The sequence below is a fragment of the Desulfovibrio intestinivivus genome (assembly GCF_053570665.1).
In genome coordinates, this window is the sequence record NZ_JBRBQT010000001.1 from 1,528,539 (window position 1) to 1,554,530 (window position 25,992).

Below are 25,992 nucleotides of genomic sequence, written 5' to 3' on the forward strand. Positions count from 1 at the left end.
TGTAGTCCTTTAAAGGCAATGCCTGCGGGCGCGATCAGCGCGCAGCGGGCAGGCTGAGTTTATACGAGGGGCGCGGCGTGTTGCTCATGATGGGCGCAGACGGCGTCTGACCCGTCTGCACCGCCGGGGCGGCTTCCGCACCTGCGGCAGGGGCCGCGAGGGGTGCGCCGGTAGCGTCCACGGGGGGCAGACCCTGCATGCGCAGAGCAGCCTGCTGCAATACGCGAGCGCGAGTTTGCTGGAAGGTTTCCACATCCACGGGCGTCATGCCAGTGGGCGAAACGCCGAACAAGAAGAGCTTCTGATGGGCAACGCCCGCGTTGTCCCACGTAATGGGGGCCATGCCCCAGATCATCTTGGAGGCGCGCTGCGCGCGGGCCGTAATCTGCGGTGTTGTCAGGCGCGAATCAAGCCCCATGGACACGGCAAAGCGCACGAAGTCGTAGCCCAGGGCGTTCCAGAAGTCCGTGCCGGGTGCTTGAAGGGCGCGGGGGGCCTGCGGCTGGTTCCATGCGCCGGGAAAGACCGCCAGCGCGAATTTGTCGGCATTGGCGATGGTTTTGCCGGAGAGGCTCTGCTCCCAAAGCGTGGTTCCCAGGAGCACCAGCCGATCCTCGCCGTTATAGAGCAGGCTTGTGGTCAGCATTTCCATGCTTTTCCAAGAGTCAGGCAGCAACAGGGCTTCAAAGGAGGTCTGCGGCACAGGGGTTTTGCTGCCCTGCGGCGTCTGGGCGTTGATGAGCGGAGCCACGGCATTGCTCCACGATGTGGAGTCGGCGGGGTTATACGAGGCCTTTTGCAACAGCATGTTGTGGCTGGCAAGGCTCTGCTCCATGAGGCCGGTCATACGCACACCGTAGGCATCGGTAGGATAAAAAGCCCCGTAAGTGCGGATGTTCAGGCCCGTGCTGGCAAAGTTGATGAGCGTGTCGATCTGGTCTTGCGGGCTGGGGAAAAAGCGCCAGGCGCGCGCACCTTCGTCACCCTGTTCAAGCGAAGGCACAAAGGTGAAGAAGGCTCTTTTTTCGAGCTGACCGTGCTCGCGGGCCTGAGCGTAGTTGCGCGCCTGCAGGGGGCCGCCCACAACAGCACAGGCCGGGGGCAGCGCGTCCAGACGCTGCAACCAGTCGGCTGCTTCTGTGTTGACCGTTTCAATGCGCATCTTGACGCCGTTGGCGGCAAGCTCGGTCTGGGCCATCTGCGCGCCGTGGCGCACCTTGCTCGCAATGGGAGCATACGTGCCGGAAGACGGCAGGGCCAGCACCACGCAGGGGCCGGAGGCGGGCGCGGAGGCAACCGGTTGGGGTTTGGGCTCGGGCGCTCTTTGACCAAGGCCAAAGGGCATCTGACACGCGGCAAGACAGCCAAGAAGCGCCAGCAGCGAAACGTTGCGAGCCAGCGCGGCGAAAGAGCGGCAAAAATTCATGACGGTATCCTGGTTGTAGTACCGGCAGGCCCGCCGTACGCGAGCCGCAAAAAAAGGTCTGGTTCAGGGAACCAGACCTTTTTAGTACAGGGTAGGCGTGGTTGCAAGTTCGGGGCGTGTGCCGCCGAGCTGCCCTTGCCCTTATTTCTTCACTTCAGTGTAGTCTGCGTCCACAACATCATCGCCGGCATTGCCATGCTGCTGGCCTGCGCCCGCGGCTCCGGCCTCTGCGCCGGGCTGGCCGCCAGTCTGCTGGGCCTGCTGCTGATAGAGCTGCTCGGCAAGCTTGTGCGAAGTCTTGGCGAGGTCATCGGTGGCAGCCTTGATAGCTGCGGCGTCTTCGCCTTCCATGAGCTTGCGCAGAGCGGCGATTTTGCCGTCAATGTCGCTCTTGAGCGCGGCATCGGCCTTGTCGCCCAGATCGGTCAGGGATTTCTCCGTGCCATAGATCAGGCTGTCGGCGTGGTTGCGCGCTTCAATCAGTTCCTGCTTCTTCTTGTCGTCAGTGGCGTGGGTTTCAGCCTCGCGCACCAGGCGCTGGATGTCGTCTTCCGACAGGCCGGAAGAAGCCGTGATCTTGATGGACTGTTCCTTGCCGGTGCCCATGTCCTTGGCAGACACGTTCACGATGCCGTTGGCGTCAATGTCAAAAGACACCTCAACCTGCGGCACGCCACGGGGCGCCGGGGGAATGCCAGCCAGGTCAAAACGGGCCAGGGTCATGTTGTCGGGCGCCATGGGACGCTCGCCCTGAAGCACGTGGATGGACACCGAGGGCTGGTTGTCGGACGCAGTGGTGAACACCTGGCTTTTGCGCGTGGGGATGGTGGTGTTGCGGTCGATCAGCTTGGTGAACACGCCGCCCATGGTTTCAATACCAAGGGAGAGCGGGGTCACGTCGAGCAGCAGCACGTCCTTGACGTCGCCGGTGAGGATGCCGCCCTGAATGGCAGCGCCCATGGCCACAACTTCGTCGGGGTTCACGGAGCGGTTGGGCTCCTTGCCAAAGAACTTGCCCACAACCGTCTGCACCAGAGGCATACGGGTCATGCCACCCACAAGAATGACTTCGTCAATCTGCGAGGCATCCATGCCAGCGTCGGCCAGAGCCTTTTTGCAGGGCTCAATGGTGCGGTCAACAAGATCGCTGACCAGCGATTCAAGCTTGGCGCGGCCAATCTTGACGAGCATATGCTTGGGGCCGTTTTGGTCGGCAGTGATAAAGGGCAGATTGACCTCGGCCTCCATGGAGGTGGAAAGGTCTTTCTTCGCCTTTTCAGCGGCTTCTTTCAGGCGCTGGAGGGCCATGCTGTCCTTGGAAAGGTCAATGCCGTTTTCACGCTTGAATTCTTCCACCAGGAAGTTGATGACGCGCTGGTCAAAGTCTTCGCCGCCAAGGAAGGTGTCGCCATTGGTGGCGCGCACTTCCACGACGTTGTCGCCAACTTCGAGAATGGAAATATCAAAGGTGCCGCCGCCGAGGTCGAACACAGCGATCTTTTCGTTGGCCTTTTTGTCCGCGCCATACGCCAGCGAGGCCGCAGTGGGCTCGTTGATGATACGCTTGACGTCAAGACCGGCGATGCGGCCCGCGTCCTTGGTGGCCTGGCGCTGGGCATCGTTAAAGTAGGCGGGCACGGTGATGACCGCTTCGGTAACGGTTTCGCCGAGGTAGGCTTCCGCATCGGCCTTCAGCTTGGCCAGAATCATGGCCGAAACTTCAGGTGCGCTGTAGGTGCGACCATCAACTTCCACGCCAGCATCTTCATTGGCGGCCTTGACGATGGCGTAGGGCGAATGCTCTTTCCAGCGGCCGACTTCGGGGCTTTCAAATTTACGGCCCATGAGGCGCTTGATGGCGAAAACCGTGCGCTTGGGGTTGGTGACAGCCTGGCGCTTGGCAATATCGCCCACCAGACGTTCCTTATCTGTAAAGGCGACCACGGAAGGAGTGGTACGGCCACCTTCGGGATTGGTGATGCACTTGGGGTCCTTGCCCTCCATTACGTAGACGCAGGAGTTAGTGGTACCCAGGTCGATGCCTATGATCTTGGACATATCTGAATCCTCCTCAGGAAAACTTCTCTGTACGCTTCGCGCTACCACCTCCGAGGGGCCTCAGGGAGTGCGCAAACGGCGGCGAGCGCGGGAAAATCAGCGCCATTGGTTGGGCGCGAACAATATGTAAGTCCTTCTCCGTTATCGTCTAGTCTTGTTGTGGAAAAAAAACAAAAAATTCCTTTTGTGCCCTGCGTCCTCATTGACGGTCAGGTTAAAAGAGCTGTAGCGTTTTTTTTCACATACCCTTTCTCTGGTATGTCAAATAACATCAGGAGGAGACCTATGGAATTTGGCAGAAGAACACTATTGACAGGGCTGGGCGGGCTTGTACTTGCGGGCGGGATGACATCTGTCGTCGGCAACAGCCTTGCTGCGGGGCAGACGCAGCCGGGTGGCCGGTTTGAGCAGGTCGGTGGAGATCATGGCTGGAAACCGCACAAGCTCGATCCCAAGGAGTGTGCAGAAGTGGCCTACCTTGGCTACTGGCACAAAGACTACGGCTGTGGTTATGGCGCATTTTATGCCATCATTGGCCTTATGGCAGAAAAGTACGGTGCGCCCTACAACCAGTTTCCCTTCGCCATGCTCGAGGCCAACAAGGGCGGCATCTCGGATTGGGGCACAATTTGCGGGGCGCTTTACGGCGGCGTATCAACCTTTTCCCTGTTCTGGGGCAGAAAGGAAGTGCGGCCGATGGCCAACGATCTGTTCCGCTGGTACGAAACCGCAAAACTCCCCGTATTTGATCCTGGTGAAAAGGCACTGGGTTTCAAGGGGAGCCTGCCGCAGAGTGAATCGGATTCGGTACTGTGCCACATTTCTGTTTCTAGATGGTGTTACGTCAATAAAATTGAAGCCGAAAGCAAGCAACGCAGCGAGCGTTGCGGCAGGCTGACGGCTGACGTGGCTGCAAAAACTGCAGAAATTCTCAACGCCAAAATCGATGCGGGCAAAGATTACAAAGGGATATTCCCTGTGCAGAAGTCAGTGTCATATTGCGGCGAATGTCATCAAACCAAGGGCAATGAGGCCAACTGGGCCAAGGGAACCATGGATTGCACCCCCTGCCATAGCGGCGCAAAGGGGACAATGAACAAATTCAAGGATCATCCCTAGCCTTTTTGTCTAACGCCTGACATCTGTGCCTGATAGCCTTGCGGGGCAGGCATCAAACATAAATGAAACAGCGCCGAAACCTGGGTTCCGGCGCTGTTTGTTGCTTGTGCCGCCATGAGGCAGCGCATCCTTATATATTGGGTTTACTCTGCCTGGCGTCGCTTTTGCGGATGTCGTCAAGGATGTCCGTTACAATATTGACCTGAGCGGCAAGATCACGCACCTGACCAGCGGCGGCATTGGTGGCCTCGGCAATGCGGGCGCTCAGCGTGTTGACCTCGGCAATATTGCGGTTGATTTCTTCCGAGGCTGCCGACTGTTGGGTGGCTGCCGCGGCAATGGCGGAAACCCGGCTGCTGGAATCGCCTGCAAGATTTGAGATAAGGTCAAGCGAGTGCCCCGATTCCTGCGCCATATGACTCACTTCTTCAATGGAATTGACAGTGAGATCCACTGTGCTGCCGCTTTTGCTGGTGCCTTCCTGAATGGCGGCAATGGCTTTTTCCACCTCGCTGGTGGCACTCATGGTTTTTTCGGCCAGCTTGCGCACTTCGTCCGCCACCACGGCAAAACCGCGACCGGCATCGCCAGCGCGGGCGGCCTCAATGGCGGCGTTAAGGGCAAGCAGGTTGGTCTGGTCGGCAATGTCGCGGATAAGCGTCAGCACGGCACCAATATCCCTTGCCTGTTTGTCCAGCGTGCTCATTTCGCCCTTGAGGCCAGAGGCCTTGCCTTGCACTTCCTGCATATTCTTGATGGTGCGCAGCACAATGTCCGCGCCTTCCTGGGCGTGTCCCTGCACGGAATTGGCCGCATCGGCAGCGCCATCTGCATTGTGGGCCACTTCAAGCACGGTGGAGTTCATTTCGTCCATGGCAGTGGCGGTTTCGGCCATGCGGTCGGCCACCGTGCCGGACTTGTCGCGCACATCGTTGAGTGATTTGTCGAGAGTATTGGCGGCATGCTGCAATGTTTCCACAACGCCCTCAAGCTGGTTCACAGTTTCCATGCGGGCCTTGTGCGCGGCTTGATCAGCTTTCTTTTCAAGGGCAATGCGTTCGGTGATGTCCTCGCCAATTTCTACATGGCCCACCACGTTGCCGCGCCGATCCTGCAAAAAGTCGAGCATGATCTGCATGGTTTTGCCATTGGGCATTTCATTGATGACCTGCTTGTTGCCCCGGCGTAGTTGCTCAATGCCGCACTGCGGCGTGTTGCATATGTTGCCCTGCTTTTCCGAGCAGTGCTTGCCCACCACATCGCCCTGACAGGACTTATTCATGCTCTCAAGCGCGATCTTGTTGCAGAAGGTCCAGACCATTTCGTTGTCTGTCACCGAAATGGAGAGGGGCAGGGTATTGAGTATGCTCTCGTACCAGTGAGCCTGGCCTTCGAGCTTGGCAACCATTTCCTGCAGGGCAGTGGCCATGTGGCCCAGGCAGTCGGAGCGGTCTATTTCCAGCTTTGCTTTTTCATCGCCAGCGGCAATGGCCTTGGCGTAGAGCACAATTTTACGGATGGGGCAAAGTCTGTTGCATATAAAAAAAGAGCCAGCAACGGCTAGCAGGAGTGTAAGGCCGCCGCCAATCAGCAGGGCTTTCAGGGCGGCAGCGCCGGACAGGGCATCGCCCAGAACCATGGTAAACCCGATGAGCATGGCCATACAGGCCAGTACGAGACCCGCAACAAAAACAAAAATAATGCGATAAGCCAAAGTCATGTTCATGGAATGGAACCTCATCCTGCGCCTTTGATTTGCTGGCAAACGCCATTTGGCCCGGGCGCTGTCAGTTGGCCAGTGCAAAGAAATGCAACGCGCAAACAGAAACCATCCCACTGAGATTCCTGAAAGCTTTTACGATGCATGTGTCTTTGGCAAAACACGTAGCATATATTATGTAATCAATAGTATATGCTAGGAGGCAGAAAAACAAGGAGATTGCGCAAATGTGCACAAATCACAAACGCATTGCAGGGCAACGCAGACAATCTCGGTGTTGCCCTTCTTACGGCAGAATCATCGAAAAATTTATACCGGAGTGAAAAAAAAGACGAGTCGCTGAGTTGGATATGCGGGATGTCAGGAGAGATCCTGCCGGAATTGCAGGGATTGTCGCAGTGTTTCTTTGTCCATAAATTTTACTTCGGCCCCAAGGGGGATACCCTGAGCAAGACGCGAAACGCGCACGGCAGGGAACTGCCTGCGCACCATCTGCCGAATGAAGGAAGCCGTATTCTCTGCCTCAAGCGTTGCGCCCAGGGCAAGAATAAGCTCCTGCACCTCGCCTTCGCCCAGGCGCTTCACCAGTCTGTCCATGTCGAGGCTGTCGGAATCCATGCGCTCAAGAGGGGCGAGCAGGCCGCCCAGTATCAAATACTGGCCGTGATAAAAGCCGCCTTCGTCCAGTGTGAGCATGCTGTCCCATTCCGTGACAAGGCAAAGCGTGTCGCGGGTGCGCTCCGTATCGGAACAGACGGCGCAGGGGTCAGTGGAAGAAAGCCCGCCGCAGCGCGAGCAGAGGTGCAGATTGTCGCGCAGGTCGTGGATGCCGCGCCCAAGACGCCGTGTTTCGGCTTCCGGCCATTTGAGCAGGGCCATGGCGGCCCGCATGGCGGATTTGGGGCCAAGGCCCGGCAGACGCGAAAGCTGCTCTACCAGGGCCTTGAGCGGTTCGGGAATCCGATCGTGCATGGCTCTAGAAAAGGCCGGGCAGCTTGATGCCGCCGGAGATGGAGCTCATTTCGCGCTCCATGGTTTCGCGGGCGATGCGACCGGCTTCGTTAACGGCAGCCAGAATAAGATCCTGGAGCATTTCAACATCATTGCCTTCAAGGGCTTTGGGATCAATGACCAGCTTGCGCAGTTCCTGCTTGCCGGAAACTTCGGCCTTGACCATGCCGCCGCCGCTGCTGGCTTCGTAGCTGTGCTCGCCCAGTTCCTGCTGAAGCTTGGCGATCTTGCTCTGCATAACCTGCGCCTGGCGCAGAATGTCGTTCATGTTCCGCATGTGTTTCTCCTTGCGTCTGTTGCATGCTTCCGGTTCCGGCGGCGTGGGCCGGGCGGACGCGGAAAGTTTTTTCAGTTGTCAGCGGCCTCAGCGGTTGTCCTGATCCACCGGGCGGCACCCTTTGACCCGTGCGTTCAGCACTTCAAGGCAAGGTTGTAGCTCGGGCCGCTGGCTGAATTCTTCAATAAGTTCTGCCTCTGGGCGATAGGGCCGGGGCGCCACGAGTTCCAGCTGCGTCTGCCCTGCGCCGTAGGCGGCCAGAGCTGCTGTCAGCTCCTCGCGTCCGCGTTCAAGCTGAAATAACTGGGTTTCAGCCTTGGGGGAGAGGCGTAAAATTCCGTCAGCCCATGTGGCGCTCACGCTGCGCAGCAAATGCTGGCGCGGCATGTCGCGCCCGGCGCCTTGCCATGAAGAGCAAAAATCACAAAATGCCGCCCAGTTGCAGGCAGCCTGACCTTCCTGCTTGCCCTGGCCTGGTGTGCCCGCGCCGCCCTGTTTGAAGCCTTGCCCGTCAGCGACGCTTGCGCCGGAGTCGGGCTGGTCAGAATCACTGGGGCCAGTTCCATATTGTCCAGAATCCTCTTGCCCTAAATTTCTGGGGGCAGAATCTTCCTGACGGGGGGACTTCTGGCCTGGACTACCCAGACTTGAGTTGCCCAGACTTGAGTTGCCCAGACTTGAGTTGCCCAGATTTGAGCTGCTCTGGCTTGAGCAACCCTGGTCAGGCCCGCCATAAGCAGGTCTGTTCTGGTCTGGTTGCACTGCACCTGTTTGCGCACCGGGCCGCCAGGGGCGGTGCGTAGGGGCTGCAAAATTCTGGGCCGCGTCAGGCTCGTCGGCTTCCGCATCGTCCGCATCATTGGCGGCGTGCTGGCCCGTGGCGGCATCCCTGGGGCGGGATTGCGCCATCTGCGCGCTTCCGGCGGGCATTTCCGCGCTGTTTTCCACACGTTGCGCAGAGGGGGGCACGGCATGAGCCTGCTGGGTTCCCTGTCCGGCTCCGCCAGCCTGTCCAACGGGGCCGGGCGTGGCTTGCCCAACGGGCAGCAACTGCGGCAGCAGGGCAAGGTTGAGCAAAAGCAGTTCAAGCGCTGCTGCTGGTTCCGGGCTTTGCACTATGCCGCGCTGCGCGTCAAGGGCCATCTGCCATGCCGCGTGCAGATGCGCGGCAGAAAATTGCGGGGCAATGCCCTGCCACAGGGCGGCTTCGTCTGCGGGAAGGCGCAAGCTCGGCACAATGGCCTGACCGCTCTGGCGCAGCAAAAAAAGGTTGCGCAGATTGCCTGCAAGCTCACGCATGAAAAAGCCAATATCCACGCCTTGCTGCAATATCTGGCCGCACAGGTTTGCCACGGCGGTGCAATCCTGCCCTTGCAGGGCGGTAAACAGCTCCGCAAACAGTTCCTGCCCTGCGAGGCCGAGCACCTGCCGGGTGGCTGCAACGGTGAGTTCCTCGCCGCCAAGGGCAAGGGTCTGATCGAGCAGCGACATGCTGTCGCGCACGCTGCCCGCAGCCCTGCGCGCAATAAGCCGCACGGCCCCCTCTTCAAAGGCGGCGTTTTCTTTGCGCAGCACGGCGGTGAGGTGGGCAAAGAGCGCGTCTTCACTCAGGTGGCGAAATACAAAATGCTGGCAGCGGCTCACAATGGTGATGGGGAACTTGTGCGCCTCGGTGGTGGCAAAAATAAAGACCACGCGTTCCGGCGGCTCTTCCAGCGTTTTCAGCAACGCGTTGAAGGCGTTGCGGGTAAGCATGTGGGCTTCGTCAATGATGAATATCTTGTAGCGGCCTTCCATGGGCGCATAGCCGATGGTTTCGCGCAGGGAGCGGGCGTCTTCCACGCTGTTGTTGGAAGCGCCGTCGATCTCGGTCACGTCAACGTGCACGCCCTGGGTGATCTTGCGGCACTGCTCGCACTGGTTGCAGGGTTCCGGCCCTGGTGCATGCTGGCAGTTGAGCGCCTTGGCAAAAATGCGGGCAATGGTGGTTTTGCCCACGCCGCGAGTGCCGCTCAAAAGGTAGGCGGCTGCGGGCCTGTCTTCTGCCGCAGCGCGGGAAAGGACGGCCTTGACCATGTCCTGTCCTGCTACCTGGGCGAAGTTTTGCGGCCTGTATCGTGCGGCGAGGGAAAGATGTTTCATGGCGCTCGTTGCCTTTGAAAGATGACCAACGGGCTGTCGGGCAGTCCCGGATTGCGCTGCGCGCGAACCCGCAGGAAAGGCTGTTACCTGTTGTGTCCGCGCTGCGCCGAATTACGACGCGGGTTGGACTTATTTACTCTTTGGCATCCGGCAGCCCCGCGAGGGCGGAACTGCCGGATGCATATCTCTATAGCGGCGGCATTGCGGCCCGCCGTTTGTCTGCATTAAATTGTAAAGCGGTGCAGCCAGCCTTCGTACTTGGGATTTTCGCCCTTGACGATGGCAAAGTATTCTTTTTGCAGATGCTTGGTCACCGGGCCAGCGTGTCCAACGCCGATCTGGCGGTGGTCAAGCTCGCGGATGGGAGTGATTTCTGCCGCGGTGCCGGTAAAGAACGCTTCATCAGCGATGTAGAATTCATCGCGGGTGAACTGTTGTTCTTCCACGGTGTAGCCGAGGTCTCTGGCAAGCTTCATGACGGAATCGCGCGTGAGGCCGCCCAGAATGGACGTCCAGGGCGTGGTTTTGATCACGCCGTCGCGTACGATAAAGATGTTCTCGCCCGTGGCTTCGGAAACATAGCCGTTGGTGTCGAGCATCACGGCTTCGTCATAGCCGTCTTCCTTGGCCTCCACCTTGGCAAGGATGGAGTTGATGTAGTTGCCGGCGGCCTTGGCCTTGGACATGCTGGTATTCACATGGCTGCGGGCAAAGCTGCTGGTCTTGACGCGGATGCCCTTTTCAAGAGCTTCTGCGCCAAGGTACGCGCCCCACGCCCAGGCGGCGACGATGGTCTGCACCGGGTTGTTGCCGGGGTAGACGCCCATTTCGCCGTGGCCCACAAAAGAAAGGGGGCGCACGTAACCTTCGGGCAGTTTGTTGGCCTTGAGGGTCTCAATACAGGCGGCTACGAGCTGTTCAGCCGTGAAGGGTACTTCCAGGCGCATAATCTTAGCGGAGTTAATTAGGCGCTTGCAGTGGTCTTCCAGACGGAATACGGCAGAAGTGCCGTCGGCGCAGGCGTATGCGCGAATGCCTTCAAATACGGCGCTGCCGTAATGCAAGGCGTGGGTCAGCACATGAACCTGTGCTTGTTCAGAAGGGAGCATTTTTCCGTCAAACCAGATAAACTTTGCGTTCTGCATGGCTTTCCTCCGCAGTAGCCTGCTGTATAAGACGCGGGCGCGCCGGGGCAGTCCCGGCGGTTGCCGCAAGAGCAAAAATCTACTGAAAATGACCGAATATGGCAAGCAATTGCGCCAGTGGGAGAAAGAATATCCACAATTGCGGGCGCATGGAGCAGGCAAAGGGGATGCGCGGTGCGGCAGGGCGGGTAAGGCCGCCTGAAAACTGCCCAATAATAAGGGCTGGCCCTGCGGATGGCGATGCCGTATGTTCAGGGCCAGCAAACAAGTATTATGAGGCCGGAATTATGAGCGAAACATATGTGCTGGGCATTGACGCCGGGGGTACGCATACCGATGCCGTACTGCTTGCCTGCGATGCCGCCGCAGAAGAAATGGTTCCGGACGGGACGGGCGCAGATGGATTTGGCGCCGAAGCGTTGCCCGCCGCCCGGCTGGTGGCCAGCGCCAAGGCGCGCACCCGTCACGACAATCTGCCAGCGTCTGTGCGCGAGGTGCTTGCCGCCCTGGCAAAGGCTGCTCCTGACTGTGATTTTGGCGCTATTTCACGCGTGACGCTTGGGGCGACTTTGGCCGTCAACGCCTTGGTGCAGGATCGTGCAGACCCTGTGGGTCTGGCACTTTCCGCCGGGCCGGGGCTTGACCCGCATCGTTTTGCAATGGGCGCGCATGTCTGCGTTGTCCCTGGCGGGCTGGACCACCGGGGCGTGGAGGTCAGCCCTCTGCGTACAGCCTCCCTGCCTGCCGCTGTCAGGGAATGGGAGTCGGCGGGGGTTGCCGCCGTGGCCTGCGTGGGCAAATTCTCGCCGCGTAATGCCGCGCACGAGCTGGCCATGAGCGAGGCCGTGCGGTCGGCTGCGCCGCAGATGTCCATAACTGTGGGTCACAGGCTTTCGGGGCGGCTCAACTTTCCCCGGCGCATGGCAACCGCCTATTTCAACGCCGCCGTGCAACGCCTGCACAATGAATTTCTGGACGCCGTGGAGGCGGCCCTTGCCGAAGCTGGCATTACAGCCTCAGTGCGTCTGCTCAAGGCGGACGGCGGTGCGGTGCCGCTGACGCTTTCGCGCCGGGAGCCTGTGCAGTCCATACTTTCCGGCCCTGCGGCCAGCGTCATGGGCGTGCTCGCCCTGTGCGGCGGCAGCAAGGCCATGCGGCAGGGCTGCTCACTGCTGCTCGATATGGGCGGCACCACAACAGACATGGCGCTCTTTGTGGACGGCTCCCCGGTGGTGGACAGGGACGGCATGTTGCTTAAAGGGCGGCGCACCCTTGTGCGCGCTCTGGCTTCGGTTTCCATCGGTGTGGGCGGCGATTCGCTGCTTACGGTGGATGCCGCGCCCGACGCTGCGCGTCCGGTTCAGGTCGGCCCCTTGCGTGAAGGCCCGGCCATGGCCTTTGGCGGTTCACGGCCCACTCTGCTGGATGCTCTGAACATATTGAATTCTGCCGCTGGCCCGGCTGACGCGCAGGGCATAAATGGCGGGGATGCCGTGGCGGGTGATGTGGCAGCATCCATTGCGGGCATTGCCGCATTGGCCGCAGAATACGGTCTATCTCCTGAATCTCTGGCCCAAATGGCCGCAGACGATGCCCTTGCGCAGGTGGCTGCCGCAGCTCGTGCCCTGACCGATGGCATCAATGCCCGTCCCATTTACACTCTGGCGGCCCTCAAGGCTGTGCGCGAGGCGCGCCCGCAGCATGTGTGGCTGGTGGGCGGCCCTGCGGCCTGCGTTGCCCGGCGCATGTCCACAGCGCTGAACATGCCCGTGGAAACGCCGCCACACGCGGATGTTGCCAATGCCGTGGGCGCGGCCCTGACCCTGCCCACAGACGCGCTCGAACTCTACGCCGATACCGGACGTTGCGTGCTGACAATCCCGGCCGTTGAATTGACCGAGCGCATCGGCAAGGGCTACAGCCTGAGCGAAGCCCGCCAGCGGGCCAGCGCCCTGCTGCGCGAAAGGTTGGAGGCGGCTGGCATCAGCGGCGCGCGGGTGGAAGTGACCGAGGCCGACATATTTGCCACGCTGGATGACGCAGGTTTTGGGAGCAAGGATATTCGGGTTGTGTGTCAAGTAGTTCCCGGCCTCTCTGCCAAGGTAGGCTAGGTGAGCGGGTGCGCCGTGCGTGTCTTTTTCCTTTCGGCTGTGTCAGCATCGGTTTCCATTTCGGTCGAGTACCGCGCTGTACACTCCCTGCATGAAAACCGAAGCTTCCTTGCCGAAAGAAAAAATCCATCGCACGGCGCACCCGCTCACGAAGACATTCAAAATTTCGGTGGAAAGCAAGTGACACTCCGTGCAGACATGCCCTGTTGGGGAGAGTTTCAAAGAATTGAAGCCCTGTTTATCGTAAGTGACACGAGAAGCGCGGCGGATTGATATGAAAATTCCTCAGGGATACACCATAGAGCAGGCAACGGCAGGTCTTGTGCCCCTGCTGGCGGCCATAGAAGTGGCCGCTGCGGGGATTTTTCCTCCAGGTTCCATACCGGATCACATCCGCTCCGATTTCACGCCTGTGGACAAGCTGCATGAAGCTGTTCAAAACGGCCTTCTCTGGGCGGCCCTTGACCAAGCGGGCAATCCTGTGGGCTATGCCTATGTGCGGTTGATTGACCATGCCGCCCTGCTTGCCCAGATTGACGTGCACCCCGACCACATGCGCAAAGGCATAGGAGCAGCGCTCATTGGGCTGGTTGCAGGGCGCTTGCGGCAGCGCAAACTACCCGCCCTCTATCTGACAACGTTTACCCACGTGCCCTGGAATGCGCCATTTTACGCCCGGTTGGGCTTCACGGCGCTGCATGATGCGGACGTGCCCCAGTTTCTCAAGGATATTCTTGAAGAAGAAAAGCGTTGCGGCCTGACCAACCGCACGGGCATGCGCCTGCCCCTCGCGGGAGAGGGCAACTAAATCTGTTTGCCACGGCAATATGGCTGGCACTTCCAGTCTGAGTCATTCACCTTATTACCACCAGTCAGCTACACCATGCAGATAGTTCTTTTTGAGCCGGAAATTCCCCCCAATACAGGCAATATCGCCCGGCTGTGCGCCGCTACGGATACCACCCTGAACCTCATTGAGCCTCTGGGCTTCAAGCTTGAAGACCGCTACCTCAAGCGCGCGGGGCTGGATTACTGGCCCAACGTGCGGCTGCGCGTCTGGCCCGATTGGGCCGCCTTTGCGGCGCAGGGGCAGCAGGGCGCGCGCCTTGTGCTGACCTCGGCCAAGAAAGGGCAGGTCAGCGCCCCGGCGCACCAGTTTGCCTTTGAACCGGAGGACTGCCTTGTGTTCGGGCCGGAAACGCGCGGTCTGCCGCAGGAAATCCTGGCGCTTTCGCCCCACCGCATCCGTATTCCCATGCTGGAGGGCCGCGTGCGCAGCCTCAATCTTTCCACATCGGCGGGCATTGTGCTGTACATGGCCCTGGCCCGCACCGGTCTCATGGAGGATTGGGCGTGAGTCTGGCGCAGCTATTCCCCTATTCCGTGTGGGAATGCTGGTGGCTTGCCCCTCTGGCCCTGATTTTTGATCTCTGGCTGGGCGACCCTGACCTGCCGTGGCGGCACCCTGTCTGCGCGGTGGGCAAGCTGCTGAACTGGCTGGAAGCCCCGGCGCGGCACTTTATGCGCAAGAACGGGCCGGATGTCGAACGCCAGCGCGGGCGCTTTGCCGGGGCAGTTGCCCTGGCAGTGCTTGTGGGCCTGACGGGCGCGGTTGCTTGGGGGCTGGTTTCCTTGCCGGTGGTTGGTCCGCTGCTGGCCCTGTATCTGGCCTGGGCCGGGCTTGCCCTGGGCAGTTTGCTGCGTACCGGGCAGGAGGTGCTGCGCCGGGTGGAACACTATGACGAGCCGCAAGCGCGCGAAGCGCTTTCGTGGTTGGTCAGCAGGGATACATCCAGCATGGATCGGCCCCTCATGCGCAAAACCCTGGCCGATACGCTTTCTGAAAATCTTACGGACGCCTTTATGGCTCCTTTTTTCTGGCTGCTCGTGGGCGGGCCTGTGGCCATGTGGTGCTACAAGGCCGTGAGCACAACTGATTCCATGTGGGGCTACGTGACGGAAAAGTGGCGCTGGCTGGGCTGGGCCGGGGCGCGCGGCGATGATGCGCTGGCCTACGTTCCTGCCCGCTTGTCGGCCTGCGCGGCCTGCCTTGCGGACAGATGCGCGGCCTTCTGTGAGCATCATCTGCGCTTTTTGCCCGGCAAGATGCGGCCTGTACGCCACTGGCAAGGCCGCTGGCCCGGTTTCCTGGTTGTAGCCCGACAGGCCGTGGGCATGCCAAGCCCCAATTCCGGCTGGTCCATGACGGTCTGCGCATGGCTGTGCGGCGCGCGCATGGGCGGGCCGTCCGTGTACTTTGGCACGCTGACGCCAAAACCCTGGCTCGGGCCGGAGCAGGACGAGGCCGCGCCCTGGGATCGCAAGCGCTTGCTGGCGCTTTGCGAACTCTTGCGCTATAGCGCCTTGTGTGGGGGACTAACGCTCTGGCTGTGCTTCATGGTGGTCAGTCTGCCTAATTTTTGAGGAAGATATGTTGTTAATAGTGCTGGGTGCTGTATGCCTGCTGGTGGGTATTCTGGTTGGGCTTACGGGCGTAGGCGGTATTCTTGTTCCTCCGGGGCTGATCCTGCTGAGCGGGCTTGAGCCGCACGAGGCCATGGGGACGGCGCTGGCATCCTTTTTGCCCATTGGGCTGGTGGGAACCGTCATGTACCGCCGTTTGGGCCATGTGGACTGGTCGCGGGCCACGCCCTTTATGATCGGCGGCCTCGCGGCTCTGCCGGGGGCCGTGCTCAACGCCAGCATCAACGCAAAGCCGCTGGTGATTTTGCTTGCGGGCATCATCCTGTTTGCGGGCTTTTGCGTATTGCGGCCCCCAAAGGCTGGCGGCAGCGTTTTTTGGCAGAGCAGAGCGGGATTTTTTTTCATCGGGGCGAGCACGGGCTTTCTGGCGGGCATGACCGGCGCTGGCGGCCCGGTGCTGACCATACCCTGGATGATAGCCGCCGGGGTTGCCCCCATGACGGCTGTGGGCCTTGCCATGCCGTATCAGGTGGTTACAGCCCTGTTTGGCACCGTGGGCAATATAGCTGACGGGCATGTGGATTTTGCCCTGTTGCCGATAGTATGCATTCTTGAAATCGCTGGTTTTGCATGCGGCGTGGTTCTGGCAAAACGCACGCCAACGGGCATGCTGCGCACCCTCATTGGCGGCGTATGCTGCTTGCTTGGCCTGTTTCTGCTGCTGCGCGAACTGGAGCAGTATTTTTTGAATTGATCGAAATGGATTTTTCCAAAGCAGGCTTGGGCGGGCTTTGGCCGCCACAAGGCGAGTGGCTCAGACGTTGATTGTTTTCCACGGGCAGACCTGATTCGGGCTGCCCCTTTGCCGCAAGGCAAGTGTGCCGTCCGTTGCATTCCCCGAGGGGGGCCGCATGAATATCGCCGCGCTTTTTATCCGCCGCCCTGTGGCCACTGTGCTGATAATGCTGGGCATGCTCTTTTTTGGCGTGTCGGGGTACCGCAACCTGCCTGTAAACCAGTTGCCCACGGTGGATTTTCCCACCATTCAGGTGCAGGCCGAGCTTGCCGGGGCCGACCCGGAAACCATGGCCTCCTCCGTGGCTACGCCGCTGGAAAAAGAATTTTTCACCATTGCGGGCATCGATTCCATTTCATCGGTCAATTCCACAGGCCGCACACGCATCACTATCCAGTTTGCCCTTGACCGCAATATCGATGCCGCGGCTCTGGACGTGCAGTCGGCCATAGGCCTTGCCCAGCGCCGTTTGCCCTCCAACATGACCGTGCCGCCGAGCTTCCGCAAGGTGAACCCCGCCGATCTGCCCATCCTGCAATTGCGCGTATCGTCTGCCACCTTGCCGCTCTATGTGCTCAATGAATACGCGGACACGCTCATCGGCCAGCGCCTTTCCATGGTGGACGGCGTGGCCCAGGTGGTCATTTACGGGCAGAAGCAGTACGCCGTGCGCGTGCAGCTGAATCCGGACGAGCTGGCTACACGCGGCCTTGGCATTGACGAGGTGGCAGAGGCTGTTGCCGCAGCCAACAGCATGCTGCCCACAGGCTCGCTGGAAGGGTCGCACCGGGCTGATTCCATCAAATCTTCGGGCCAGCTTATGAACGCCCGCGCCTTCAGCGACGCGGTGGTGGCCTACCGCAACGGCGCGCCTGTGCGCCTGCGCGATTTGGGCGAAGTGGTGGACAGCTTCAAGCAGGACAAGCAGCTCACCTGGAGCAACGGCGGCGCGCCCAGCATCATGCTGGCCGTGGAGCGCCAGCCCGGCACCAATACCGTGCAGGTGGTGGATTCCATCCGCGCCCTGTTGCCCGCGCTGGAAAAGCAGTTGCCGCCCTCCGCCAAGGTGGAGGTTTTTTACGACCGCTCCGAATCCATCCGCGAATCCGTGGCGGACGTAAAATTCACTCTGGTGCTTACGGTATTTCTGGTGGTGCTGGTCATCTTTATCTTTTTGCGTAACCTGCCCGCCACCATCATTCCCAGCCTTGCTCTGCCCATGTCGGTTATTTCGACCTTTGCCGTCATGTCTGTGCTGGGCTACAGCCTGGACAACCTCTCGCTCATGGCCCTGACCCTTGCCGTGGGTTTTGTGGTGGACGATGCCATCGTCATGCTTGAAAATATCGTGCGGCATCAGGAAATGGGCAAGGACCCGCAGACTGCGGCTTTTGACGGCTCGGCGGAGATCGGCTTCACCATTGTTTCCATGACGCTCTCGCTGGCGGCGGTGTTCATTCCCGTGCTGTTCATGGGCGGCATTGTGGGGCGGCTGTTCCGCGAATTCGCGGTGGTCATCATTGCCGCAATCCTGAGTTCCGGCGTGGTTTCGCTCACGCTCACGCCCATGCTCTGCGCCTATTTTTTGAAGGCGCAGGGGCGGAACATGGCCGGGCACAAGCCTGCCGTGAGCGGGCTGTACGGCGCGCTTGAACGATGTTTTGACAGGCTGGCCGACCTGTACGCCCGTTCGCTGGACGTGGCGCTGCGCCATCGGCGCATCACCCTGCTGGCCTCGTTTGGCCTGTTGGCCCTGACAGTTTGGCTGGGCATGATTATTCCCAAGGGATTTTTGCCCACGGAAGACATGGGCCTGTTGCAGGCAAGCACCGAGGCGGAGCAGGGCGTGTCCTTTGAGGGCATGGTACGGGCGCAGCACAGCCTTGACCCCATGCTGGAATCCTCCGCCCATGTGGCGGCCTACAACTCCATTGTGGGCATTGTGGGCGGCAGCCAGAGCATGAACAACGGCATTCTGCTCATGCGGCTTGCGGAGCACGATAAACGCCCCGGCATTGAGGCCGTGGCCCAGAAGCTGCGCAAGGATCTCAACACATCGCCTTCCATGCGCGTATTTGTGCGTGTGCCGCCCACCATCAGCATTGGCGGCCGTGCGTCCAAGGCTCTGTATCAATACACGCTGTTTGGGCCGGATATGGGCTCGCTTTTTGAAAGCGCCCAGCGCATTGAGGATGCCCTGCGCAAGCTGCCGGAATTACAGGACGTCAACAGCGACCTGCAACTCAAGAATCCTGAGCTGCGCGTGACCATTGACCGCAACCGCGCCGCAGCGCTAGGCGTGACCCCGCAGCAGATAGAACTGGCCCTGCAGTCGGCCTACGGTTCTCGCGAGGTTTCGACAATTTACGCGCCTACGGACGACTATTCGGTCTTTGTGGAATTGCAAAAACCCTTCCAGAAAGATCGCTCGGCCCTTTCGCGGCTCTATGTGCGCTCCAAGGGCGGCGATCTTGTACCGCTGAATACCCTGGCCCAGTTTTCCACCGGGGTTGGCCCCATCGCGGTTAACCACAACGGGCAGTTCCCCTCCGTGACCATCTCGTACAACCTGCGCCCCGGTATTTCGCTCAGTCAGGGCGTGGGCGCGGTGGAGGCGGCGGCGCGCCCGCTGCTGCCCGATACGGTGACCGCAGAATCGCAGGGCACTGCGCAGGCCTTCCAGAGTTCGCTCAAGGGTATGGGCTGGCTGCTTGTGCTGGCCATTGTGGTCATTTATCTTGTGTTGGGCATTTTGTACGAGAGCTTCATCCACCCGTTCACCATTCTTTCCGGCTTGCCATCGGCGGGTTTTGGCGCGCTGGCGACCCTGTGGCTGTTCGGCATGGAGCTTGATCTGTACGGTTTTGTGGGCATCATCATGCTGCTTGGCATTGTAAAGAAAAACGCCATCATGATGCTCGATTTCGCACTGGAAGCGCAGAAGAAGAATCCGTCCCTTGACCCGCTGGCAGCCATTACCCAGGGCTGTCATGTGCGCTTTCGGCCTATCATGATGACCACCGTGGCCGCGCTCATGGGCGCGCTGCCCATTGCCGTGGGCATTGGCGCGGGGGCCGACGCCCGCCGTGCGCTGGGTCTGGCTGTGGTGGGCGGGCTGTGTTTTTCGCAGCTGGTCACGCTCTACATCACGCCAGTGTACTACTATTATATGGAAAAACTCTCCCGCAGGCTGGGACGCCTCTGGGGCGGGCGTTTCAAGCAGAACCGGCAGGAGCCTGCGGAGAAAGGGCAACCCTTTCCTCCTTCGCACTGATCCGGCCCTGGAGAACCTATGAGTATGCAGAATTCCTCTTTTTCATCCATGCCCGCCGATTCCGGCGGAGCGCCTGTTTGCAGGCGCTGCGGCACCTGCTGCCTGCTGGGCGGGCCGACCCTGATGCTGAGCGACGCCGCATTGCTGGTTTCCGGCACCTTGACCCTTGAAGCTCTGGTGTGCCTGCGCGCCGGGGAGTGGGCACGGGACGACGCGCGCAAGGCATTGCGGCCACTGGAAGGGGAACGTATCAAGATTGCCGGGCCCGGCGGCAGGGTGCACCCATGGCGCTGCCGCTATTATCGTGAAGGCGCGGGCTGCGGCATCTATGAACAGCGCCCTGCGCAATGCACGGCCCTGTTCTGCATGGACACCGGACCGCTGGAAATGCTGCTTGCCAAGGCCTCGCACCTTGGGCGCTATGCGGCTCTGAACGCGCTGGCCGACGGGATCCCCGGATTTTCCACCCTGAGTGCTGCCAGCAGGGCATTGCTGCCTGACCTTGTGAGCGCGCATGAAGAGCAGGTTTCTGTGCGGGCGGTGCTTGAACTGGCCGACAGGCTGGGATTTTTTCCGCAGCAGGCGCAAGGCCTGACGGTGGAGCGTTATGCGGAGCAAGGCCCGCTGGAGGGTAGCGAACGGGAAGCCGCCGTGGCGGAACTGGGCGAAGCCGCCCGCTTGGACGCCGCTTTTCGCGACCTTTGCGTGGAGCGCGCAGGCGTCCCCCGCGCCATGTTACCCTTTTTGTTCGGCAGGTCGGTCAAGGATCTGTTGGCAGAGGTAGGCCTCAAGCCTGTTTCGGGCAGTTAGCCCAGCGCGGGCGAGTTGCCTCTGCGTGGCGGCCCTGCCCCTTTTGCGGGCAGAAAGGCGCTGGGCGTTTGCCCTGCCTGCGGTTGACAGAACAGACCTCCGTACCTAACCTTTGATGAAAGTAAAAAAATCACGCCCCCAGGCGGGCAATGAAGGAAGCAACATGCCATTGTGCAGTATTGAAGAGGCCATTGCCGACATCCGGCAGGGCAAAATGATTATTCTGGTAGATGACGAAGGCCGCGAAAACGAAGGCGACCTCACCATGGCAGCCGAGCATGTGACTCCGGAAGCCATCAATTTTATGGCCAAGTTCGGCAGGGGGCTCATCTGCCTGCCTATGGCTCCCGAAATCATCGACCGCTTGCAATTGCCCCTGATGACCCAGCGCAACGGCTCGCGCTTTGGCACCAACTTCACCATTTCCATTGAAGCCCGCGAGGGCGTGACCACGGGCATTTCCGCCGCCGACCGCGCCACGACCATTCTGGCTGCCGTGGCAGACAATGTGCGGCCTGACGACATCGTCACCCCCGGCCATATCTTCCCCCTGCGGGCCAAGGCTGGCGGCGTGCTTTCGCGCGCCGGGCAGACCGAAGGCGGCGTTGACCTTTCCCGTCTGGCCGGGCTCAAGCCTGCGTCTGTCATCTGCGAAATCATGCGCGACGACGGCACCATGGCACGTATGCCCGACCTTGAAATTTTTGCCGAAGAACATGGCCTCAAGATTGCCGCGGTCAAGGATCTCATCCGTTACCGCCTTGACCGGGGTCAGGTTTCCGTGCGCCGCGTGGCGCAGGCCCACCTGCCCACGCGTTTTGGCGAATTCTCGGTCATTGCCTATGAAAGCGAAAATGAACCCGGCACGCATCTGGCTCTTGTGAAGGGCGACCTTTCCACGCCGGAGCCGGTGCTGACGCGCATCCACAGCGAATGCCTCACGGGCGATGCCCTGGGTTCACTGCGTTGCGATTGCGGCGGCCAGTTGGGTGCTGCCCTGCGCCAGATTGAAAAAGAAGGACGCGGCGCGCTGCTCTACATGCGTCAGGAAGGGCGCGGCATCGGCCTCGCCAACAAGATCAAGGCCTACGCCTTGCAGGATGAAGGCTACGACACGGTCGAAGCCAACCGCAAGCTGGGCTTCCCCCCGGATTTGCGCGACTACGGCACTGGCGCGCAGATGCTGGTTGACCTGGGCATCCACAAGATCCGTCTGCTGACCAATAACCCCAAAAAGATTGTGGGGCTTTCCGGCTACGGCATCGAGATTGTGGAGCGGGTATCCATTGAAATGGAAGCCTGCCCGGAGAATGAAAACTATCTGCGTACCAAGAAGGAAAAGATGGCGCACATGCTTTCATGCTCGTGCCTCCATTAGATATGTTGCGCCGCCCCCTTGGGGCGGCGCTTGTCTTTTTGCAGGGATTGAAGCCACAGGCGCGCCGTTGCGCCGCCGTTCTTGAAAAGGTGCAAAACAGGGAGCGACGCTATGGGCTTGGGTGAAATGCTGAAAACCCAGTTGGGTTTGCTGTGGAAGTTTCTCGGATTTTTTCAGCCCCCGGTGCTGCGTTTTTTGCACGCGCTGGTGGTCTGCCTGATAATGGTGCAGGTGCTGACGCAACTTTTTGGCCTTGGCACTGTCCACATGATTCTGGGCCTTGTGTTGTGCGTGCTGGGATTTGGGCTTGTGGCATGTGGGCTTGGCATGCGGGGGCCGCGCCACTACTTTCCCTATCTGTGGGGCGACATGGATCAGCTTGGCAGGGACGTTGCGGCCATACGCAGCGGCAAGCTGATTATCGCGCCGCGCCCCAAGGGGCTTGCCTGTGTTGTGCAGGGGCTTGGCATGGGCGCCTTGAGCATGGCCCTGCTCACGGGTCTGTGGTGGTTCCGCTCGTGGCAGATGGGTGATGTGTCGCACACTGCGGCAAGCCTGCACAGCATCTTTGTATGGCTTTTGATGGCCTATGCCGTTGGGCATGGCGGCATGGCGCTGGGGCATTTTTTCTTTTGGAAGCAGGCCGCGACAAAAAAGCCTCAGGCAAGCTAGCAAAATCTGTCCGTTCGGGCATATCCGCTGGTATCTGCCGTTGACGGCAGCTATTGGCAGCGGTATTTTTTTGTGGCGGCGCGCGCTGCGCCGCCACATCCTCACAATCGCCTGATTCCGGCATGTCTGCCTGGCAATGGGCCGTCCTTTTCACGTCTCCTCTCTGGTTGAGTTTTGCGATCCGTTGGGAGAACACGGAATATCTTTTTTCATGACAGCCGCAGAATTTTTTTTATGTTTTCCTTCCCGTCAGACGGCAGGAAACTTTGTGGGCACTGCGTCTTCACAATACCGCGTATAAGGCTTAACTGTTTAAAACGATTTGAATTGCAATGATGCAGATCGCATTGCCCCGGTATGGGAGCAACGACAGTAGGCAAGCTTTTTGCGAGAATGTCAGACTGTGATACCAAAGTTTTTTGGCTCGTGCCCTTTGCAAACTTGTCAAACAACGCTATACGACTTCATTCTCGTAAAAAAGTTGACCGACTGTTCAAACAACCGTATGGGAATCCAAATCTGTCAGGCCCGCGCAAGGGGCGCGAGGTCTGTGCCTTACCATAAAGACGTTCATGACGGACTTTTAAGGAGGCCTTATGGCAAGCCAGGCGTTGATTAAGGATTTTGAAGACATGATCGGCAAGGAAAACGTGTTCAGTTCCGAAGCCGACCGCATGAGCTATTCGTATGATTCTGCGGTGCTGCCGCCAGTCATGCCTTCTTTGGTGGTGCGCCCCACTACCAAGGAGCAGCTCGGCCAGTGTGTGAAAAAACTGTATGACAACGGTATCCCCATGACCGTGCGCGGCGCGGGAACCAACCTTTCCGGCGGCACCATCCCGGACAAATCTGAAACTGTGGTTATTCTGACCACCGGCCTTAACCGCATCATTGAAATCAATTCTGACGACCTCTACGCTGTGGTGGAACCGGGCGTCATTACTGCTGAATTTGCGGCTACCGTTGCCAAAAAAAATCTTTTTTACCCCCCCGATCCGGGTTCCCAGGCAGTGTCCACCCTTGCGGGCAACATTGCTGAAAACGCTGGCGGCCTGCGCGGTCTCAAGTACGGCGTTACCAAGGATTACCTCATGGGCATCGAATTTTTCGACGCCACGGGCGAAGTGGTCAAATCCGGTTCGCGCACGGTCAAGTGCGTTACCGGTTACAACCTCGCCGGCATGATGGTGCAGTCTGAAGGCACGCTGGGCATTATTTCTGAAGCCATTCTCAAGCTCGTGCCGCCGCCCAAGGCCTCCAAGGCCTTGATGGCAGTGTTCTCTGACGTGCAGGACGCCGCTGACGCCGTGGCTGGCATCATTGCCGCCCACGTTGTGCCCTGTACTCTCGAATTCCTCGACAATAACACCATCGTGCGTGTTGACGACTTCACCAAGGCTGGTCTGCCGCGCGAAGCGGGTGCCATCCTGCTCATCGAAGTGGACGGCCACCCCGCCCAGGTTGCTGACGATGCCGAAGCCGTTGAAAAGGTGCTGAAGGCCAATCACGCCACCGCCGTGCACGTGCCCAAGGACGCAGCCGAAAAGTTCAAGCTGTGGGAAGCCCGTCGCATGGCCCTGCCCGTGCTGGCCCGCGCCCGTCCCACCACCGTGCTTGAAGACGCCACCGTGCCGCGTTCGCAGATCCCTGCCATGGTCAAGGCCGTCAACGACATCGCGGCCAAGTATCGCCTTGAAGTGGGCACCTTTGGTCACGCTGGCGATGGCAACCTGCACCCCACATTCTTGTGCGACAAGCGCGACGCCGACGAATTCAAGCGCGTGGAAGAAGCCATCGACGAAATGTTCGATACGGCTATCAAGCTGAAGGGTACGCTCTCCGGCGAACACGGCATCGGCACCGCCAAGTCCAAGTGGATGGAAAAGGAAACCTCACGCGGCACCATTCTGTTCTCGCAGCGGCTGCGCCGGGCTCTTGACCCCAAGGGACTGCTTAACTCCACCAAGCTGGTGGGCATCTAGGCAGTTCGCTCCGGCATTGCAGAGGCGGGGTCTTTTGGCCCCCGTCTTTTCCGGGGGCTGCCCGCCCAGTGCGGGCGCTACCGGGCAAGAGCTAAAATTCAACCGCTCCAGGAGCGTTTCATGAGTACTATGCACGAACTGGCCCAGCGCCTTATGGCCCTGGACGACAGGATCACTGCCTGCATGAAATGCGGCATGTGCCAGGCCGTGTGCCCCATGTTCGGCGCCACCGGTATGGAAGCTGACGTGGCTCGCGGCAAGCTAGCCCTTATTGACAACCTGGCCCATGAGATGATTCATGACCCTGCGGCTGTGGCCGAAAAACTGGGCCGCTGCCTTTTGTGCGGTTCCTGTCAGGCGTCCTGCCCGCCCGGCGTCCAGATTATGGACGTCTTCATGGAAGCCCGTGAAATCGTAAACGAGTTCATTGGCCTGCACCCGGTCAAGAAGATGATCTTCCGTTCGCTTCTGACCAAGCCTGGCCTCTTCAACTTCGCCATGCGCGTTGGCGCGCCCATGCAGGGCCTTATCTTTGGCTCGAGCAACGACGCGCAGGGTACCGTGTGTGCGCCTCTGCTCAACTTCATGCTGGGCGACCGTCACATCCACCCCCTGGCAAAAACGCCTCTGCACGCCCGCTACGGCGCGCTTGACGAGCCACGCCGCGCTGGCGGGCTCAAGGTGGCGTTCTTCCCCGGTTGCGTGGGCGACAAAATGTACACAGATATGGCAGAAGCCTGCCTGAAGGTGCTGCGTTATCACAACGTGGCCGTGTTCATGCCCAAAAATCTCACCTGCTGTGGTATTCCGGCGCTTTCGTCCGGTGATGCCAAGGGCATGGTGGAGCAGATGCGCGTGAACGTGGAAGCCCTCAAAAACGGCGACTTCGACTATATCCTCAGCCCCTGCGGTTCCTGCACCTCCACGGTCAAGGAACTGTGGCCCCGCTACGCGCACCGTCTGGGTTCTGCCGAAAAGCACAAGATTGAAGAACTGGCCGCCAAGGCCATGGACATCAATGCCTTCCTGGTGGATGTGCTCAAGGTGCAGCCCGCCGAGCAGGCTCAGGAAAACGCCGTCAGCGTGACCTACCACGATTCTTGCCACCTCAAAAAGTCGCTTGGAGTTGTCAGCCAGCCCCGTTCCGTTGTTGCGGCCAACCCGGCCTACAAAATTACGGAAATGGCCGAAGCTGACCGCTGCTGCGGCTGCGGCGGATCGTTCAACCTCTTCCACTACGACTATTCGCGCAAGATCGGCCAGCGCAAGCGCAACAATGTGGTGGCTTCCGGAGCCAAGATTGTGGCCGCCGGCTGCCCTGCCTGCATGATGCAGCTTGAGGACGTGCTTTCGCACAACCATGACTCCGTGCGCGTCAAGCACACTGTGGAGTTGTACGCTGAAAGCCTGAAGTAACATGTGAGCGCGGCGGGGGACTGTGGTTCCTCCGCCGCGTTTATCAACCCGGCGGTTATTCTGCCAGAATGCCCATCTGAAGAAGAGCCGTGGGGGTTTGTTTCGGAAGTTATGGGCGTGTTACGCCGTTCGCAGGAATATGAGCGCAAACAATGGCAGCGGGTGAATCCGGCCCTCTGCACACTACTTTTCGCGGCGAAGCTGCATGGTTCAAGAACCCGGCGTGTTTTG

General features: G+C 59.9%; 19 protein-coding genes. 12 read left to right on the forward strand and 7 right to left on the reverse strand.

Features of this window, described 5'->3' with window-relative positions; genetic code table 11:
• Positions 1 to 34: 34 nt before the first annotated feature.
• Complete coding sequence (locus tag ACUZ9P_RS06560; protein WP_449249111.1) at positions 35 to 1,426, reverse strand: hypothetical protein; 1,392 nt, start codon at positions 1,424 to 1,426, stop codon at positions 35 to 37.
• 141 nt (positions 1,427 to 1,567) lie between these two features.
• Positions 1,568 to 3,484 carry a molecular chaperone DnaK gene (dnaK, locus tag ACUZ9P_RS06565; RefSeq protein WP_449249112.1) on the reverse strand — a complete coding sequence of 639 codons (1,917 nt, stop codon included), beginning with the start codon at positions 3,482 to 3,484 and terminating at the stop codon, positions 1,568 to 1,570.
• A gap of 285 nt (positions 3,485 to 3,769) precedes the next feature.
• Between dnaK and ACUZ9P_RS06570 the strand changes: the two genes are divergently transcribed.
• A complete protein-coding gene (locus ACUZ9P_RS06570) occupies positions 3,770 to 4,603 on the forward strand; it encodes a split-Soret cytochrome c (RefSeq protein WP_449250239.1) in 834 nt (277 codons plus the stop codon).
• A gap of 130 nt (positions 4,604 to 4,733) precedes the next feature.
• On the opposite strand, the gene ACUZ9P_RS06575 is transcribed toward ACUZ9P_RS06570, so the two are convergent.
• The 5 genes from ACUZ9P_RS06575 to ACUZ9P_RS06595 form a co-directional block, all read right to left on the reverse strand.
• On the reverse strand, positions 4,734 to 6,329 hold the full coding sequence (locus ACUZ9P_RS06575) for a methyl-accepting chemotaxis protein (protein ID WP_449249113.1): 1,596 nt from the start codon (positions 6,327 to 6,329) through the stop codon (positions 4,734 to 4,736).
• A gap of 354 nt (positions 6,330 to 6,683) precedes the next feature.
• Positions 6,684 to 7,295, reverse strand: a complete 612-nt coding sequence (recR, locus tag ACUZ9P_RS06580) for a recombination mediator RecR (protein WP_449249114.1) — start codon at positions 7,293 to 7,295, stop codon at positions 6,684 to 6,686.
• A 4-nt stretch (positions 7,296 to 7,299) separates the two neighbouring features.
• Positions 7,300 to 7,611 (reverse strand): YbaB/EbfC family nucleoid-associated protein, encoded by a 312-nt coding sequence (locus ACUZ9P_RS06585; RefSeq protein WP_298995431.1) that lies wholly within the window; start codon positions 7,609 to 7,611, stop codon positions 7,300 to 7,302.
• Positions 7,612 to 7,698: 87 nt separating this feature from the next.
• Positions 7,699 to 9,753 carry a DNA polymerase III subunit gamma/tau gene (dnaX, locus tag ACUZ9P_RS06590; RefSeq protein WP_449249115.1) on the reverse strand — a complete coding sequence of 685 codons (2,055 nt, stop codon included), beginning with the start codon at positions 9,751 to 9,753 and terminating at the stop codon, positions 7,699 to 7,701.
• 224 nt (positions 9,754 to 9,977) lie between these two features.
• Positions 9,978 to 10,898 (reverse strand): branched-chain amino acid transaminase, encoded by a 921-nt coding sequence (locus ACUZ9P_RS06595; RefSeq protein WP_324835066.1) that lies wholly within the window; start codon positions 10,896 to 10,898, stop codon positions 9,978 to 9,980.
• A gap of 287 nt (positions 10,899 to 11,185) precedes the next feature.
• On the opposite strand from ACUZ9P_RS06595, the gene ACUZ9P_RS06600 reads away from it, so the two are divergent.
• From ACUZ9P_RS06600 to ACUZ9P_RS06650, 11 genes are all read left to right on the forward strand, one after another.
• On the forward strand, positions 11,186 to 13,009 hold the full coding sequence (locus ACUZ9P_RS06600; protein WP_449249116.1) for a hydantoinase/oxoprolinase family protein: 1,824 nt from the start codon (positions 11,186 to 11,188) through the stop codon (positions 13,007 to 13,009).
• A 274-nt stretch (positions 13,010 to 13,283) separates the two neighbouring features.
• Positions 13,284 to 13,817 (forward strand): GNAT family N-acetyltransferase, encoded by a 534-nt coding sequence (locus ACUZ9P_RS06605; RefSeq protein WP_449249117.1) that lies wholly within the window; start codon positions 13,284 to 13,286, stop codon positions 13,815 to 13,817.
• A 75-nt stretch (positions 13,818 to 13,892) separates the two neighbouring features.
• Positions 13,893 to 14,366, forward strand: a complete 474-nt coding sequence (locus tag ACUZ9P_RS06610; RefSeq protein ID WP_022657741.1) for a tRNA (cytidine(34)-2'-O)-methyltransferase — start codon at positions 13,893 to 13,895, stop codon at positions 14,364 to 14,366.
• Positions 14,363 to 15,433: a CobD/CbiB family cobalamin biosynthesis protein gene (locus ACUZ9P_RS06615; protein WP_449249118.1), complete on the forward strand. Its 1,071-nt coding sequence runs from the start codon at positions 14,363 to 14,365 to the stop codon at positions 15,431 to 15,433. The genes ACUZ9P_RS06610 and ACUZ9P_RS06615 overlap by 4 nt, the downstream gene beginning before the upstream one ends.
• A gap of 7 nt (positions 15,434 to 15,440) precedes the next feature.
• A complete protein-coding gene (locus tag ACUZ9P_RS06620; protein WP_449249119.1) occupies positions 15,441 to 16,187 on the forward strand; it encodes a sulfite exporter TauE/SafE family protein in 747 nt (248 codons plus the stop codon).
• 157 nt (positions 16,188 to 16,344) lie between these two features.
• Positions 16,345 to 19,503 (forward strand): efflux RND transporter permease subunit, encoded by a 3,159-nt coding sequence (locus tag ACUZ9P_RS06625; protein WP_449249120.1) that lies wholly within the window; start codon positions 16,345 to 16,347, stop codon positions 19,501 to 19,503.
• Positions 19,504 to 19,521: 18 nt separating this feature from the next.
• Positions 19,522 to 20,313, forward strand: a complete 792-nt coding sequence (locus tag ACUZ9P_RS06630; RefSeq protein WP_449249121.1) for a YkgJ family cysteine cluster protein — start codon at positions 19,522 to 19,524, stop codon at positions 20,311 to 20,313.
• 163 nt (positions 20,314 to 20,476) lie between these two features.
• The gene (locus ACUZ9P_RS06635) at positions 20,477 to 21,691 is read left to right on the forward strand and encodes a bifunctional 3,4-dihydroxy-2-butanone-4-phosphate synthase/GTP cyclohydrolase II (protein WP_449249122.1); all 1,215 of its coding nucleotides are present in this window, start codon (positions 20,477 to 20,479) and stop codon (positions 21,689 to 21,691) included.
• A 111-nt stretch (positions 21,692 to 21,802) separates the two neighbouring features.
• Positions 21,803 to 22,363 carry a cytochrome b/b6 domain-containing protein gene (locus ACUZ9P_RS06640; RefSeq protein WP_449249123.1) on the forward strand — a complete coding sequence of 187 codons (561 nt, stop codon included), beginning with the start codon at positions 21,803 to 21,805 and terminating at the stop codon, positions 22,361 to 22,363.
• Positions 22,364 to 22,959: 596 nt separating this feature from the next.
• On the forward strand, positions 22,960 to 24,345 hold the full coding sequence (locus ACUZ9P_RS06645) for an FAD-binding oxidoreductase (RefSeq protein ID WP_022657748.1): 1,386 nt from the start codon (positions 22,960 to 22,962) through the stop codon (positions 24,343 to 24,345).
• 120 nt (positions 24,346 to 24,465) lie between these two features.
• A complete protein-coding gene (locus ACUZ9P_RS06650; RefSeq protein WP_209818642.1) occupies positions 24,466 to 25,761 on the forward strand; it encodes a (Fe-S)-binding protein in 1,296 nt (431 codons plus the stop codon).
• Positions 25,762 to 25,992 lie beyond the last annotated feature (231 nt).

Coding starts and splice junctions, on each gene's coding strand:
- ACUZ9P_RS06560 (WP_449249111.1), bottom strand. CDS start 1,426: ATGAATTTTTGCCGCTCTTTCGCCGCGCTGGCTCGCAACGTTTCGCTG.
- dnaK (WP_449249112.1), bottom strand. CDS start 3,484: ATGTCCAAGATCATAGGCATCGACCTGGGTACCACTAACTCCTGCGTC.
- ACUZ9P_RS06570 (WP_449250239.1), top strand. CDS start 3,770: ATGGAATTTGGCAGAAGAACACTATTGACAGGGCTGGGCGGGCTTGTA.
- ACUZ9P_RS06575 (WP_449249113.1), bottom strand. CDS start 6,329: ATGAACATGACTTTGGCTTATCGCATTATTTTTGTTTTTGTTGCGGGT.
- recR (WP_449249114.1), bottom strand. CDS start 7,295: ATGCACGATCGGATTCCCGAACCGCTCAAGGCCCTGGTAGAGCAGCTT.
- ACUZ9P_RS06585 (WP_298995431.1), bottom strand. CDS start 7,611: ATGCGGAACATGAACGACATTCTGCGCCAGGCGCAGGTTATGCAGAGC.
- dnaX (WP_449249115.1), bottom strand. CDS start 9,753: ATGAAACATCTTTCCCTCGCCGCACGATACAGGCCGCAAAACTTCGCC.
- ACUZ9P_RS06595 (WP_324835066.1), bottom strand. CDS start 10,898: ATGCAGAACGCAAAGTTTATCTGGTTTGACGGAAAAATGCTCCCTTCT.
- ACUZ9P_RS06600 (WP_449249116.1), top strand. CDS start 11,186: ATGAGCGAAACATATGTGCTGGGCATTGACGCCGGGGGTACGCATACC.
- ACUZ9P_RS06605 (WP_449249117.1), top strand. CDS start 13,284: ATGAAAATTCCTCAGGGATACACCATAGAGCAGGCAACGGCAGGTCTT.
- ACUZ9P_RS06610 (WP_022657741.1), top strand. CDS start 13,893: ATGCAGATAGTTCTTTTTGAGCCGGAAATTCCCCCCAATACAGGCAAT.
- ACUZ9P_RS06620 (WP_449249119.1), top strand. CDS start 15,441: ATGTTGTTAATAGTGCTGGGTGCTGTATGCCTGCTGGTGGGTATTCTG.
- ACUZ9P_RS06625 (WP_449249120.1), top strand. CDS start 16,345: ATGAATATCGCCGCGCTTTTTATCCGCCGCCCTGTGGCCACTGTGCTG.
- ACUZ9P_RS06630 (WP_449249121.1), top strand. CDS start 19,522: ATGAGTATGCAGAATTCCTCTTTTTCATCCATGCCCGCCGATTCCGGC.
- ACUZ9P_RS06635 (WP_449249122.1), top strand. CDS start 20,477: ATGCCATTGTGCAGTATTGAAGAGGCCATTGCCGACATCCGGCAGGGC.
- ACUZ9P_RS06640 (WP_449249123.1), top strand. CDS start 21,803: ATGGGCTTGGGTGAAATGCTGAAAACCCAGTTGGGTTTGCTGTGGAAG.
- ACUZ9P_RS06645 (WP_022657748.1), top strand. CDS start 22,960: ATGGCAAGCCAGGCGTTGATTAAGGATTTTGAAGACATGATCGGCAAG.
- ACUZ9P_RS06650 (WP_209818642.1), top strand. CDS start 24,466: ATGAGTACTATGCACGAACTGGCCCAGCGCCTTATGGCCCTGGACGAC.